Source organism: Pseudomonas mosselii (assembly GCF_019823065.1).
Lineage (GTDB): Bacteria > Pseudomonadota > Gammaproteobacteria > Pseudomonadales > Pseudomonadaceae > Aquipseudomonas > Aquipseudomonas mosselii.
Window position 1 is genome coordinate 3277330 of sequence record NZ_CP081966.1, and the last position, 15868, is coordinate 3293197.

Genomic DNA, 15868 nt, shown 5'->3' on the forward strand with positions numbered 1-15868 from the left:
TTACTGCTTCACCCTGCCGTGATACAGGGCCTGCCCGTCATGCCACCACGCCGCCAGGCTGAACACATCCGGCACCTTGAGGATGCTGAAGTGGTTGCCCGGCCCCTGCCATACCTCCAGTTGCGGCAGCCACTCGCGCCAGCCCTGCTCCATGGCCTGCTGTTCACGCTGGTTGCCGGCGAGATCCAGGCTCGGATCAGCCACCAGTACCAGCCGCGCCAGACCGTTGAACCCGCCGTCGGGACGGTACACCGTGCGCAGGGCCGTGGCGAAGGTCCGCACCACGCCCTCGAGCGCCTGAGCCGAAGAACGCGACGGCATCAGGCCGACCCGCACCATGGCCGCGTGCAACTGGCGCAGTTGCTCCTGATCGTCAGCTTCGGCAAAGGCCGCAGGTTCGATGCCCAACGACTTGCCGGTGGACAGCTGCAACGACTCGATCAGCCGCTGCAGGGCCTGGGTAAAGGTGTACGGTTTGCCGCAACTGCCCCCCGCGCCCGGCGCCTCGCTGTCGATCAGGGTCAGGGAGCGCACTTCACGCCCCTTGGCCTGCAGGCGTAGCGCCATGGCATGGGCCACCCAGCCACCGAACGAATGCCCGACCAGGTTCAACGGGCCTTCGGGGTACAGCGCCTCGATGGCCCGGACATGGCAGTCGGCGGCGGCCTCCACCGCGCTGTGCGGCACCTCACCCACGGCAAGGCCCCGGGCCTGCAAGCCATGCACCGGCCAGTCCGGCCCCAGCGCCTCGGCCAGGCCGATAAAGCTGGTCACGCTGTCACCGGCCCCCGGCACGCAGAACACCGGCACATGGGACGGCGTACCGCTCTGGATCGCCAGCAGCGGCTGGTGCGCCGGCGGCAACAGACCGGGAGCGGCCTGCATCGCCTGCGCGATGGCCTGGCCCAACACCGCCGCCTGCGGATCCTGCACCATGCTCTGGTGGTCGCCCGGCACGCTCAGGCAATGCAACGCCTGCCCCGGCAAGGCCTCGGCCCAACCCAGGGTCGGGCTGTCGGTGACGATGCCGGCGCTGCGCTGCTCGGCCAGGAACAGGTGCAGTGGCACCGGCAACGGTGCCAGGCGGTAATGCGCCAAGGCATGCCCATGGGCCAGGTGACGCTCGAAGAAGTGGCGCAATTGCCCGTCGCTGGCCTGGACCAGCCCGGGCACCAGGAGCTGGCGCTCACGGCAGTGGGCGAGCAGCGCATCGAAGGCCAGCGCCCCGGGCTGCAATGCCTCGATTTCGGCCAACTGCGCCGCCCCCGCCTCGCCCTGCGCCTGCCAATGCACCCGGCAATGCAGCAACAGCTGTCCTTGCAACAGATGCGGCCCTTGCCAGCGCGCCTTGCCCTGGTCGCTCAGGCGCGGCACGTAGGTGTCGATGAGGCCGACGAAGGCCACCGGCTCGTCCGCGCCCAGCAACTGCGCGGCCACCTCGTAGGCCAGCACGCCGCCGAACGACCAGCCCGCCAGCCGATACGGCCCGTGGGGCTGCACGGCGCGGATCCGCTCTACCAGGCGCGCCGCCAGGCACTCCATAGTGTTCAGCTGCGCTTCCCCGGGGGCGACGCCAGCCAGGCCGTAGACGGGGAAATTACCTTCGATATGCCGCCCCAGGACCGGGAAGTACAGGTCCAGGCCACTGAACTCGTGGATCAGGAACAATGCCGGCTGACTGCCTGCGGCGCGCACCGTGACCAGGCCTTCGTCCTCGTCCGCGCCCTCGCCCAGGCGCGCTGCCAGGGTGGCGATGGTCGGGTGCTGGAACAACTCCGCCAGGGTCGTGTGCAGGCCTGCCTGGCGCATCTCGCCCACCAGGCGGATCGCCGACAGCGAATGCCCGCCCAGTTCGAAGAAGCTGTCATGGCGCCCCACCCGCTCGACTTCCAGCACCTGCGCCCACAGCGCGGCCAACGCCTGCTCGACCGGCGTTGCAGCGGCCTCGAACACCGCCACTGCAAGGTCCTGGGCACCTGGCAGTGGCAACGCCCGGCGGTCGACCTTGCCATTGTTGGTCAACGGCAGCGCCGCAAGCGCGACGAACGCCGCCGGCAGCATGTACTCCGGCAGCCGTTCGCGCAGGAAGCCACGCAGCGCCACACCATCGAGGGCCGTGTCGGTGCGGGTGTACCAGGCCACCAGGCGCAGCGGCCCCTGTTCCAGGCGCAGGGCCATGACCACGACTTCGTCGACGCCCGGGCACTGGGCCAGGTGCTGCTCGATCTCGCCCAGCTCGATGCGGAAGCCACGGATCTTCACCTGATCGTCGGTGCGGCCCAGGCATTCCAGCTGGCCGTCATCACGCCAGCGGGCCAGGTCGCCGGTGCGGTACAACCTCGCGCCAGGCCCAGCACCGAACGGGTCGTCGAGGAAACGTTCGGCCGTCAGTTGCGGGCGATTCAGGTAGCCCAGCGCGACGCCGTCGCCGCCAATGTACAGCTCGCCAGTCACGCCTTCGGGCAACAGCCGCCCGTGTGCATCGAGGACATAGGCCGTGGTATTGCCGATCGGGCCGCCGATCGGCACGTGCTCGGCGCCGTCGGCCACGGCCCGCACGGTGCAGGCGGTGGCGAAGGTGGTGGTCTCGGTGGGCCCGTAGCAGTGCACCAGGCGCAGGCTCGGCGCCCGCGCCAGCAACGCCCGGAAACTGGCGGGCTCGCCGCGCTCGCCGCCGCACAGCAGGACCCGCAGCCCTGCCAGGGCCTCGGGGATCAGCTGCACATACTGGTTGAACAGCGCCGTGGTGACGAACATCACGCTGGCGCCGCCCTGGCGCAACGCGCTGGCGAACTGCGCCGGCTCGACCAGGGTCTGGTGATCGATCACCAGCACCTGGCCGCCGTTGAGCAGGCCGCCCCAGACATCCAGGGTGGCGGCGTCGAACGCCGGGTTGGAGACAAAGGCGAAACGGTCGCTGGCGTCGAAGTCGGCATAGCCGTTGTTCAGCACCAGCCGGGTGATGCCGCGATGGGTCACCCGCACTCCCTTCGGCGTGCCGGTGGAGCCCGAGGTGTACATCACGTAGGCCACCGCGTCGGCCTCCTGCGCGAGGTTTGGGTTGTGCGCCGGCTGGTCGTCGAGGGCCAGGCAATCCAGATCGATGCGCCGCGCCTCGCATTCCGCCGCCAGGCTGCCGAGGGTCAGCAGCGCCACCGCCTGGCAGTCCTGAACCATGAATGCCTGACGCTCGGCCGGGGCGTTGATGTCCAACGGCACATAGATGGCCGCGCACTTGAGCACGGCCAGTTGCGCCACCAGCAACGGCAACGAACGCGGCAGCAGGATCGCCACCGGGTCACCTGCCGCCACGCCCTCGCCGATCAGCCAATGGGCCAGGCGGTTGGCTTGCTCGTTGAGTTCGCCATAGGTGAGTTGACGTTCATCATGGCGCGCCGCCAGCGCAAGCGGGTGCCGCGCCACTTGCTGCTCGAACAGACGCTGCACGGGCAGTTGCCGCGGGTAGTCACGCTGCGTGGCGTTGTAACCCACCAAGAGCCGCTGGCGTTCGTCGGCCGGCACGATGTCCAGCTGTTCCAGGCCTCGCTCGGGATCCTGCGCCAGGGCCTCGACCAGGTTTTCCAGCGCCTGCTGCAGATAACCGCACAGGCGCCGCGCATCCAGGCCCGGCGCGCACTGCGCGGTCAGGCCGAAGCCTTCGCCCAGGTCGTCGATGCTCAGGGCCAGCGGGTAGTTGCTGCGTTCCTCGGCATGCAGCAGCTCGATGCCTTCCCACGCACGCCCGGCCGCGCTGTCGCGGACCAGGGCCGTGGCACTGTGGCGGTAGTTGAGCAAGGCACTGAACAGTGGCGCGCCAGGCGGCAGCGCGCTGCAGCGCTGGGCCAGAGCCAGTTGCGCATGCTCGTGCACCAGCAGCCCGGTGAGCCGGCGGTGGGTGTCGAGCAACGCCTCGCGTACCGGCAGGCGGCCCACCTCCAGACGCAGCGGCAAGGTGTTGATGAACACGCCCAGGGCGCGCTCCACGCCTTCGCCACCCTGCAGGCGACCGAGCAGCACGGTGCCGAACACCACGCTGTCGCGCCCCGACAACTGCCCCAGCACCATCCCCCAGGCCAAGTGCATCAGGCTAGCGGCACCGACACCCAGCAATCGCGCTTGCTCGCGCAGGCATCGCGCCAGCCCGTCGTCCAGCAGTATCCGAGCTTCGGCCTCGGCGCCCTGATGCGCCAGCGGATGCGGTCCGTAGGGCAAGGTTGGCTCGTCAATGTCGCCCAGTTGTTCGCGGAAGAACGCCTCGTGCCCGGCCTCGTCCGCGCCGTGCAGCACCTGGGCGATGTAGTTGCGGTACGGCACCGGCGCGGGCAACCGGTGCTGCTCGCCAAGCAGGCAGGCCTGCAGTTCGGCGCGCAGCACATCCTGGGCCACATGGTCCATGACCAGGTGGTGGAACAGCAAGGTCGCGGTGATGCGACCGCTGGCCGGGTCCTGGCTGTGCAGCAAGCGCAGCATGGGGGCGCGGGTCAGGTCCAGGCGCAAGACCGGCGGCGTCTGCGGGGTCACCTCCTGTACCGGCAGCGATGCCTGGCGCCACACCACCTGCACCGGTTCGGCGAGGCCGTCCCAGTACAGCGAGGAACGCAGGATATCGTGACGGGCGATTACCTGGTCCAAGGCCCGCTGCAGCGCCTCCAGCCGCGCGCGGTCGGCCACGGCGAAACGCGCCTGCAACAGGTACGGATCATCACCCTCGCTGGCCAGGTGGTGGTAGAGAATCCCCGCCTGCAGCGGCCCCAGCGGGTAGATGTCCTGCACATTGGCGGCACCACCCGGGACCTGGGCGACGATGCGGTCGATGGCCGCCTGGTCCAGCGCCACCAGCGCCAGCAGGTCCGGGGTGATGCGTCGGCAGCCGGCGCCAATACGGTTGGCCGGCACCCGGGGCCCGCCATGCTGGCCCAGGGTCGCGGCCAGGGCGGCCAGGGTCGGCTCGGCGAACAACACGCGGATATCCGCCTCCAGGCCCTCGGCACGCAGGCGGGCAATCAGGGTCACCGCCAGCAGCGAGTGGCCGCCCAGTTCGAAGAAGTGGTCCTGGCGCCCTACCCTCGACACGTTCAGCAGCTCGGCCCAAAGCGCTGCCAGATGGGTTTCGGCCTCGCCTTGCGGCGCCTCGTAGGCACGGCTGAGCACAGACTCGGCGCCGGGCTCGGGCAGCGCCTGGCGGTCGAGCTTGCCGTTGGCGGTCAGCGGCATGGCCGGCATCGCCACATAGGCCGACGGCACCATGTAGTCCGGCAGCTGCGCCAGGGCATGCCGACGTAGTGACTCGATTCCAGGCGCCTCATCATGGGCGGTAAACCAGGCGACCAACCGTTCGCCACGCAGCAGCACCGCCACTTCACGAATGGCCGGATGACTGGCCAGGCAGGCCTCGATCTCGCCCAGTTCGATGCGCAGGCCATGCAGCTTGACCTGGAAATCGTCGCGGCCGAGGAATTCCAGCTCGCCGTCGGCGCGGCGGCGCACCAGGTCGCCGCTGCGGTATAGGCGCTCACCGACCACGAACGGGCTGTCGCCGAAGCGCTCGGCGTCCAGTTCGGGCAGGCCCAGGTAGCCACGGGCCACGCCGACGCCGCCGATGTGCAGCTCGCCCACTACGCCACGGGGCACCGGCAGGCCGTTGCGGTCGAGCACGTACAGCCGGGTATTGGCGATCGGCCGGCCGATCGGTGGCGCGCTTACAGGCAGCGCTTGCCCAGGCTCCAGGGTCCAGACGCTGCAATCGACGGTAGCCTCGGTCGGGCCATAGACGTTGTGCAGCCGCACCTGTGGCAGGCGCTCGCGCACCTGTTGCAGCAATGCCGTGGTCAGCTCGCCGCCGCCGCAGACGATATCGGTGAGGCTGTCGCAGGCCGCGCTGGCCTCCAGGGCAAGGAACTGCTGCAGCAGCGCCGGCACGAACTGCACCACGCTGACCCGCTGGCGCTGGATCAGCGCCGCCAGGTAGGCCGGATCGCGCTGGCCGTCCGGACGCGCCAGCACCAGGCGCAGGCCGGCGCACAGCGGCCAGAACAATTCCCACACCGAGGCGTCGAAGCTCACCGGGGTCTTGTGCAGCAGCGCGCCCTCGACGGTCGGGGCGATCAGCCGCGAGCTCCAGTGCACCAGGTTGCACAGGCTGCGGTGCTCGACCATCACCCCTTTCGGCGTGCCCGTGGAGCCGGAGGTGTAGATCACGTAAGCCAGGTGGCGGGCCCCCAGCCCCGGGACTTGCGGATTGTCCGGCGACTGGCCGGCCCAGGCCGGCTGATCGAGGTCCAGGCGCGGTACCCGGCTGTCGGCGAAGCGCCCGCGGCTGCCGGCATCCACCAGCAACGCCAGCGGCGCGCTGTCGGCAAGCATGTAGGCCAGGCGTTCGTCGGGGTAGCCCGGGTCCAGCGGCACGTAAGCGCCGCCGGCCTTGAGCACCGCCAGCAGTCCGACCAGCAACTGCGGCCCACGGGCCAGGCACACCGCGACCCGGCTGTCGGCGACCACGCCCTGGGCGATCAGTTGATGGGCCAGGCGGTTGGCCGCCTCGTTCAGTTGCCGGTAGCTCATCTGGCCGTCCTCGGCCTGCACCGCCAACGCCTGCGGCATGCGCGCCACCTGCGCCTCGAACAACGCCTGCACCGGTTGCTGCAAGCCGCCGACCAATTCGCTGGCATTGCAGGTCACCAGCTCCTGGCGACGCTCGGCGGCGCCCAGCAGCTCGACCTTCGCCGGCACCGCCTGGTCACTGCCGGCCATCGCCCATAGCAGTTGTTCCAGGTAGCCGACATGGCGCTCGATGGTCGCCCGGTCGAACAGCGCCGTGGCGAACTCCAGGGCACCGCCGTAGCCGTCGGCGGTCTCGCCCAGGCTCAGGGTCAGGTCGAACTTGGCGAAGGTCTGCGCGCCGCCCAGCGCCTCCAGTTGCAGGTCGCCCAGTTGCAGGGCCTCGGCCGGGACGCCGTTCCAGGCCAGCGACACCTGGTACAGCGGGGTATGGGCCAGGCTGCGCGGCGGGTGCAGCAGTTCCACCACCTGTTCGAACGGCAGGTCCTGATGGTCCTGGGCCTGGCTGACGCAGGCCTTGACCCGCGCCAACAGCGCGCCGACGTCCGGCAGTCCGGCGGTATCGATGCGCAGGGCCAGGGAGTTGACGAACAGCCCGATCAGCCCTTCGACCTCGACCTGCCGACGGTTGGCCACCGGCGTGCCGATCACCACCTCGGCCTGGCCGGACAGCCGCGCCAGCAGCGCCGCCCAGGCGGCGCCGAACAGCATGAACGGGGTGACCCCGTGGCGCAGGCACAGTGCCTTGAGGTCTTCGCTCAGACGCCGGTCCAAACGTATCTCGACCCGGTCACCGTGATAGTCCTGGCGGGCCGGCCGCGGCCGGTCGGTCGGCAGGGTCAGCAGCACCGGCGCGCCGGCCAGTGCCTGTTGCCAGTATTCGCCCTGGCGCTGCAGCGCCTCGCCGGCCAGCCAGCGGCGCTGCCACAGGGCGTAGTCGCCGTACTGGATCGCCAGCGCCGGCAGTGGGTCGTCGCGCCCTGCGCTGAAGGCCTGGTACAGCGCCGCCAGCTCCTGGGTGAACACCCCCATCGACCAGCCATCGGCGACGATATGGTGCAAGGTCAGCAGCAGCACATGATGCTCCGCCGCCAGGCACAGCAGGCGGCCGCGCACCGGCAACTGGTGCGCCAGGTCGAAGGGCAGCAGCGCTTCGGCGTGCATCAGTTCGGGCAGCTGCTGCTCGGCGCCGCGCAGGTCGTGCCAGACCAGGGCGAAGCCACCGCGCCCTGGGGCCACGCGCACCCGCGCCTCGGCGCCTTCCTGGGTGAAGTGGCTGCGCAGGCTTTCGTGACGCTCGATGATGCGCGCAAGTGCCCGCTCCAGCGCCGCACGGTCCAGCGGGCCGCGCATGACCAAGCCCAGGGGAATATGGTAGGCGGCGCTGGCATCGTCCATCTGCGCCAGGAACCACAGGCGCTGCTGGGCGAACGACAGCGGCAGGGACTGGCCACGGGGCGTCGGTTCGATGGCCGGCAGCACCTCGCCGCCGCGCTCGGCCAGGGTCGCCGCCACCGCCAGCAGACGGTCATCGGCGAACAGCTCGCCCAGCGACAACTCCCGGCCGAGGCGTGCACGCACCTGGCCGACCATGCGCATGGCCAGCAGCGAATGGCCGCCCAGTTCGAAGAAGCGGTCCTGGCGCCCCACCCGTTCCAGCTGCAGCAGCTCGCACCAGAGCTCGGCCAGGGCCGTTTCCAGGGCGCCTTCGGCGGCTTCGTGGGCCTGGCTGGCCGACGCCTCGCGCTCAGGCAACGGCAGCGCCCGGCGGTCGACCTTGCCGTTGGCGGTCAATGGCCAGGCATCCAGGCGCACCAGGGCCGCCGGCACCATGTAGGCCGGCAGGCGCTGCTGCAGGGCGGCGCGCAGGGCACCGACCGGCTGCGCCTCGGGGCCGGCAATGTAGTAGGCCACCAGTCGCGGCTGGCCGGGCTGGTCCTCGCGGGCCAGCACCAGCGCTTCGGCGACGCCGGGCAAGGCCAGCAGTTGTGCCTCGATCTCGCCCAGCTCGATGCGCAGGCCGCGCACCTTCACCTGGTCGTCGTTGCGGCCCAGGTAGTCCAGGGTGCCGTCGGCGTTCCAGCGGGCCAGGTCGCCAGTGCGGTACATGCGTGCGCCGGGCTGCTCGCTGAACGGGTCGTCGAGGAAGCGCTCGGCCGTCAGTTGCGCACGGTTCAGATAGCCCCGCGCCACCCCGGCACCGCCCACGTAGAGCTCGCCGGTCACGCCGCACGGTACCAGTTGCCGCGCCTCGTCCAGCAGGTAGACCCGGGCATTGGCGATCGGCCGGCCGATGTCCAGCGCCCCGCCCGGCAGCACCAGGCCGGAGGTGGCGACCACCGTCGCCTCGGTGGGGCCGTAGTTGTTGACCACCACGCAGCCCGGATCGCTGGTGAACTGGCGCAGGCGGTCGCCACCGATCAGCAGGGTGCGCAGGGTCGGATGGCGCAGCCCCTGGGTGAAGGCATATTCGGCGACCGGTGTCGGCAGGAAGGCCACCTTCAGCGGTTGCTCCAGCCACCAGGCCAGCAGCCCGTCGAGCTGCTCGTTGCCCAGCTCGGCCGGTGGCAGGTGCAGCACCGCGCCGGCGCACAGGGCCGGCCAGACCTCCCAGGCCATGGCGTCGAAGCCGAAGCCGGCGACGCTGGCAGTGTGCTCGCCGGCGCCCAGCTCGAAGGCCTTGCAGTGCCAGTGCACCAGGTTGGCCAGGGTACGGTGCTCGACCATCACGCCCTTGGGCTGCCCGGTGGAGCCGGAGGTGTAGATCACGTAGGCCAGGTGGCTGGCCAACAGGTCGTGCCGCCCGGGATTGTCCGTGCGCGCCGGCCAGTCCGCCCGGTCCAGTGCCAACACGGGCACGGCCAACCCCTCCAGGCGCGCCAGCAACACCTGCTGGGCCAGGACCACCACGGGGGCGCTGTCTTCGAGCAGGTAGCGCAGGCGCTCATCCGGATGCGTCGGGTCCACCGGCACATAGGCGCCACCGGCCTTGAGCACCGCCAGCAGCGCCACCAGGGTATCCAACCCGCGCCGGGCGACCACCGCCACCCGGTCGTCGGGCCCCACGCCCCGTTCGATCAGGTGATGGGCCAGGGCGTTGGCGCGCTGGTTCAGCTCGCAGTAGCTCAGGCGTGCATCGCCGGCCACGGCGGCCAGCGCCTGTGGGGCACGGGTGGCCTGGGCCTCGATCAGGGTCGGCAGGGTCTGGTCGACCGGGAATGGCCGGGCACTGCCGTTGAAGGTCTGCAGCAGGCGCCGGCGTTCGACGTCACCGACCAGTTCGACCTCGGCCAGGGAGGCCTGGTCGTTGGCGACCATCGTCTGCAGCAGGCGCTCGAAGTAACCGGCGAAACGGCGCACGCTGCTTTCATCGAACAGCGCCGTGGCGTACTCGAGGCTGCCGACCAGCGCCTCGCCCTGCTCGCCCATGCTCAGCGACAGGTCGAACTTGGCCACCTGGTTGGCCTGGGCCACGCCCTCCAGGCGCAATCCCGCCAGGCTCGGCGCGGCGCCCTCGGTGGCCAGCCAGTTGAGGGTGGTCTGGAACAACGGCGTATGGCCGAGGCTGCGCGCCGGGCGGACGATCTCCACCACCTGCTCGAACGGCAGGTCCTGATGCGCCTGGGCATCGAGCAGGCGGGCCTTCACCTGACCCAGCAGGCGCTCGCTGCTCGGCGCGCCCGACATGTCGATGCGCAGCGCCAGGGTGTTGACGAACAACCCCACCAGCGGCTCCAGCTCGGCATGGCCGCGTCCGGCCACCGGGCAGCCCACCACGACCTCATTTTGCCCGGACAGACGTGCCAAGGTCGCGGCCCAGGCACTGAGCAGCACCATGTACAGGGTCGCCTGATGCCGCTGGGCCAGCGCCCGCAGGCCGGCACCGAGACGCGCATCCAACTGCAGGGCCAGGCTGGCGCCGCTGAAGTCCTGGCGTGGCGGCCGTGGCCGATCACTCGGCAGGCTCAACAGGGTCGGCGCGCCATCCAGGGCCTGGCGCCAGTAGTCGGCCTGGCGTTGCAGCTGCTCACCGGCCAGCCAGCGCCGCTGCCACACGGCGTAGTCACCGTACTGGATCCCCAGGGTCGGCAACGGATCGTCCAGGCCCTGGCGCATGGCCGGGTACAGCGCGCCCAGCTCACGGGTCAGCACGCCGAGGGACCAGCCGTCGGCGACGATATGGTGCAGGGTCAGCAGCAGCACATGGTGCTGATCCTCCAGGCGCAGCAGGCTGGCGCGCAGCAAGGGCCCCTCGACCAGGTCGAACGGCGCGGTGGCCTCGGCCTGCAGGTGCGCGGCCAGGTCATCGGGCGCCAGCCTCAGGCGCCGCAGCCAGCCCGGTTGCGGTCTGTCGGCGATGTGCACCTCGGCACTGTCGCCTGCGGGCACGAAGCGGCTGCGCAGGCCCTCATGGCGCGCGACGATGCATAGCAGGGCACGCTCCAGTGCGTCGGCATCCAGCGAGCCGCGCAGGCCCAGGGCCAGCGGCACGTTATAGGCCTGGCTGCCGCCCTCCAGCTGGGCCAGGAACCACAGCCGCTGCTGGGCGAACGACAACGGCAGGGGCTGCTCGCGGGACACCGCAACGATGGCCGGCAGCGCGCTGTGCCCGGCGCTGGCCAGCACCTGGGCCACGGCGGCCAGCTCGGGATTGGCGAACAGCTCGGCCAGGGTCAGCTCGACGCCGAGCCGCAGGCGCACCTGGGACACCATGCGCATGGCCAGCAGCGAATGGCCACCCAGGGCGAAGAAATGGTCATGCCGCCCGACCTGTTCCACCTGCAGCAGTTCGGCCCACAGCTGGGCCAGGGCGCTTTCCAGTTCACCCTCGGGGGCCACGTAGCCACGCTCGAACAGCGCCGAACGCTCCGGTGCCGGCAACGCCCGGCGGTCGAGCTTGCCGTTGGCGGTCAGCGGCAGCGCCTGCAGGGCGACGAAGGCCACCGGCACCATGTACTCCGGCAGATGGGCGAGCAGTTGCGTGCGCAGGATCTCAGGCAAGGGCGCCTCGAGGCCGGCTTGCGCGGTGAAATACGCCACCAGCCGCGGCTGGCCAGGCTGGTCCTCGCGGGCCACCACCACGGCCTCGCCGATGCCCGGCAGGCTGTTCAGCCGGTTCTCGATTTCTCCCAGCTCGATGCGCACCCCGCGAATCTTCACCTGGTCGTCGTTGCGCCCCAGATAGTCGAGGGTGCCGTCGGCCAGCCAACGCACCAGGTCACCGGTGCGGTACATGCGCGCGCCCGGCGTTGTAGAGAACGGATCGTCCAGAAAACGCTCGGCGGTCAGCTGCGGGCGGCCGAGGTAGCCACGGGCGACGCCGGAGCCGCCGATGTACAGCTCGCCCGCCACGCCCAATGGCACGTGCTGCAGATCGGCGTCGAGCACGTACAGACGGGCATTGTCCACGGGGCCGCCGATGTGCAGCGCGCCCCCCGCCTCCAGCCCCCCGGAACTGGCCACCACGGTGGTCTCGGTCGGGCCGTAGTTGTTGACCACGGCGAAGGTCTGGGTGCGATTGAACTGACGCAGACGATCGCCGCCGATCAGCAGGGTACGCAGGGTCGGGTGTCCGAGCTGATGACTGAAAGCGTATTCGGCCACCGGCGTCGGCAGGAAGCTGATATCCAGCGGTTGCTCGCGCCACCAGGCCAGCAACGCATCGAGGTCCTCGTGGCCCTCGCCGACGGGTGCCAGGTGCAGGGTGGCCCCGGCGCATAGCGCCGGCCAGACCTCCCAGGCCATGGCGTCGAAGCCGAAACCGGCCAGGCTCGAAGTGTGCCGGCCCAGGCACAGGTCGAAGGCCCGGCAGTGCCAGTCCACCAGGTTGTTCAGGGTGCGGTGCTCGACCATCACCCCCTTCGGCTGCCCGGTGGAGCCCGAGGTGTAGATCACGTAGGCCAGGTGTTCCGGTCCCAGGGCGACGACGGGGTCGTCCAACCGCTGCGGCCAGTCAGGCTGATCGAGCACCAGCACGGGCACCGTGATCCCACCCAGGCGACCCCGCAAGCCGTGTTGGGTCAACACGGCCACTGGCGCGCTGTCGTCGAGCAGGTAGCGCACACGCTCGTCCGGGTGGGCCGGGTCCACCGGCACGTAGCCGGCGCCGGCCTTGAGCACCGCGACCAGGCCAATCAGCGTGTCCAGGCCACGGCGGGCGAACACTGCCACGCGGTCGTCGGGACGAACGCCCAGATCGATCAGGTGGTGGGCCAGGGCATTGGCGCGCTGGTTCAGGTGCTGGTAGGTCAGCGACTGCTCGTTGGCAGTGGCGGCCAGGGCATGGGGATGGACCTGGGCCACGGCCTCGATGCGCCGATGCAGCGGACCGTGCGGCTGTTCGATGCCCGGGGTCTGGTTGAAGGTTTCCAGCAGCTCCTCACGCTCGTCGGCAGGCAGCATCGGCAGCGCCCTGACTTCAGTGGCGGGCGTCGCCGCAAGCAGGCTGCGCAGGGTCTGCTCCAGATAGGCGCAGACGCGCCGTGCCGGCACCTCGGGACTGGCCAGCAGGGTCAGGCGGAAGGCTTCGCCGAAGTCGTCGACACTCAAGGTCAAGGGGTAGTTGGTGGCTTCGGCGGCATGCACGATCTCGATCCCGGCCCAGCCGGCGCGCAGCACCGCTTCGGAGCCCGAGGCCGCGCTGTGGCGGTAGTTGAGCAAGGCATTGAACAGCGGCGACGGCGCTGCCACGCCGCTGCAGCGCTGGGCCAGGGCCAGGGGCGCGTGCTCATGGCGCATCAGCGTGCTCAGGCGCTGGTGGGTGGCCTTGATCGCGCAGGCCAAGTCGGCGTCGTTAAGGTCCACCCGCAACGGCAGCGTGTTGATGAAGATGCCCAGCGCCCGGTCGGTAGCCTCGGCGCCTTGCAGGCGGCCCATCAGCACGGTGCCGAACACCACCTGGTCGCGCCCGGTCAGGCCGCCCAGCACCCGTGCCCAGGCCAGGTGGAACAGGCTGGCGACGCTCACCCCCTGGCTGCGGGCATGGGCGCGCAGCTCGCGACACAACGCCAGGTCGAGGTCCAGCGCGTGCTCGTTCAGCGCCGCGCCATCGCCCTGCACATCGGCCAGGCCATAGGCCAGGGTCGGCGCGTCCACGCCGCCGAGCATGTCGCGGAAGAACGCCTCGTGCTCGGCCTCGCCGATGCCCAGCAGGGCTTGGGCCACATGGTTGCGGAACGGCAGCGGGCGGCCCAGCCGGGCACTTTCGCCGAGCAGGAAGGCGAGCATCTCGTGGCGCACCACCTCAAGGGCGCTGTGGTCCATGGCCACGTGGTGGAACTGCAGGGTCGCGTGGACCTGCCCATCCGCCTCCGGCGCCTGGCATTGCAGGCGGATCAACGGTGCCTGGGTCAGGTCGAAGCCGCTGTCCGGCAGCTGGCCCTCGGCGAGCTGGATGACCCGCAGCCGGGCCCGGCGCCAGACCACCTGCACCGGCGTCTCCAGGGCCTTCCAGTGCACCGAGGTGCGCAGGATGTCGTGACGGTCGATCACCCCTTGCAGGGCCTGCGCGAAGGCCTCGACCCGGGCGCTGCTGGCGAACACGAAGCGCGCCTGCATCACGTAGGGATCGTGGTCGCCGGCGCTGGCATGGTGGAACAGCATGCCTTGCTGCAACGGCACCAGCGGGTAGATGTCCTGCACATTGACCGCGCCGCCGGGCACGCCTTCGACCAGTTGGTCGATGCTGGCCTGATCGAGTTCGACCAGGCTGAGCACGGCTGGGGTGATCCGAGTGCAGCCGGCCGGAATGCGGTTTTCCGGTACCTCGACGTTGCCCTGGCGCGCCGCCACGTACTCGCCACGCTCGAGCATCCCCAGCAGCGCCGGCTTGTGCTCGCGCAGCCGCGCCACCAACGCGGCGTCGCTCAGGGCCTGGCGATTGCCCTGGACTACCAGCTGGCCATCCTTGAGGGCCAGCTGGACATTGTTGGCGGCCAAGGTCGCCAGTAGTTCGTTGATGCTCACAGGACGATCTCCATTCTGTCTGTGATGGCGGCATAGCCTGCCAGCGTCGGGTGTTCGAACAGGCTGCGCACGTCGGCCTCCAGGCCCGCCTCGCGCAAGCGCGAGGTTAGGGTCACGGCCAGCAGCGAGTGGCCGCCCAGTTCGAAGAAGTTGTCGTGGCGCCCTATCCGCTCCACGCCCAGCAGCTCGCCCCAGATACGCGCCAGCAGCTGTTCGGTGTCGCCCTGCGGCGCCTCGTAGGCCCGCGCTGGCAGGTCCGGCTGCGGCAGCGCCTTGCGGTCAAGCTTGCCATTGGGGGTCAGCGGCATGGTGTCGAGGGCCATGAACAGCGCCGGGACCATGTACTCGGGCAGTTGCCCCAGCAGCGCTTCGCGCAAGGCCTCGGCGGGCGGCACGTCGCCGGTGACGTAGGCCACCAGGCGCGGGCCGGCCGGCTGGGCGTCGTGCACCAGCACCACGGCTTCACGTACCCCAGGCACCCGGGTGAGGCAGGCTTCGATCTCGCCCGGCTCGATGCGCAGGCCGCGCAGCTTGATCTGGTGGTCGGTGCGGCCGAGGAACTCAAGGCTGCCGTCCGCGCGCTGGCGCACACGGTCGCCACTGCGGTACAGGCGCTCCCCGTCGGCGAACGGGCTGGCGATGAAGCGCTCGGCCTGTTGCTCCGGCAACCCCAGGTAGCCACGCGCCACCCCGGCGCCACCGATGTGCAGTTGGCCGGCGACGCCCAATGGCACAGGCTGGTCGTGGCCATCGAGTACGTACAGACGGGTGTTGTCGATGGGCCGGCCAATCGGCAGCGCCCCCGGCGTCAGCGGATCCTGCGGGTGCAAAGTGCAGACGCTGCAATCGACCGTGGTTTCGGTCGGCCCGTAGACATTGTGCAGCCTTGCCCGTGGCAGGCGCTCGCGCACCTGGCGCACCAGGACCTCGGTCAGCTCGCCACCGCCGCAGACGATATCAGTGAGGCTGTCGCAGGCCGCGCTGGCGTCGTGTTCGAGGAACTGTTGCAACAGCGCCGGCACAAACTGCACCACGCCCACCTGTTGCTGGCGGATCAGCTCGGCCACGTACTGCGGGTCGCGGTGGCCGTCCGGGCGCGCCAGCACCAGGCGCACGCCGCTGCACAGCGGCCAGAACAGCTCCCACACCGAGGCGTCGAAGCTCACCGGGGTCTTGTGCAACAACGCACCCTCACCTGGGAACAACCCGGCGCTCCAGCGCACCAGGTTGACCACGTTGCGGTGCTCGACCATCACCCCCTTGGGCAGCCCGGTGGAGCCGGAGGTGTAGATCACATAGGCCAGGTTGGCGGCGGTCAGGCCCGGCACCTGTGGGTTGTGGCTTG

Annotated in this window: 2 protein-coding genes (1 of these 2 cut by a window edge); both read right to left on the reverse strand. The window is 70.3% G+C overall.

All coding sequences use genetic code 11. The annotated features are described in order from the left end of the window. Positions 1 to 14523 carry a non-ribosomal peptide synthetase gene (locus tag K5H97_RS15380; RefSeq protein WP_028691508.1) on the reverse strand — a complete coding sequence of 4841 codons (14523 nt, stop codon included), beginning with the start codon at positions 14521 to 14523 and terminating at the stop codon, positions 1 to 3. Beyond that, a protein-coding gene (locus K5H97_RS15385) for a non-ribosomal peptide synthase/polyketide synthase (RefSeq protein WP_222577990.1) crosses the window boundary here: on the reverse strand, positions 14520 to 15868 show its 3' end. The gene runs 24109 nt beyond the window's last position; the window shows 1349 of its 25458 coding nt (coding positions 24110-25458); its start codon lies off the right edge, out of view; its stop codon occupies positions 14520 to 14522. The genes K5H97_RS15380 and K5H97_RS15385 overlap by 4 nt, the downstream gene beginning before the upstream one ends.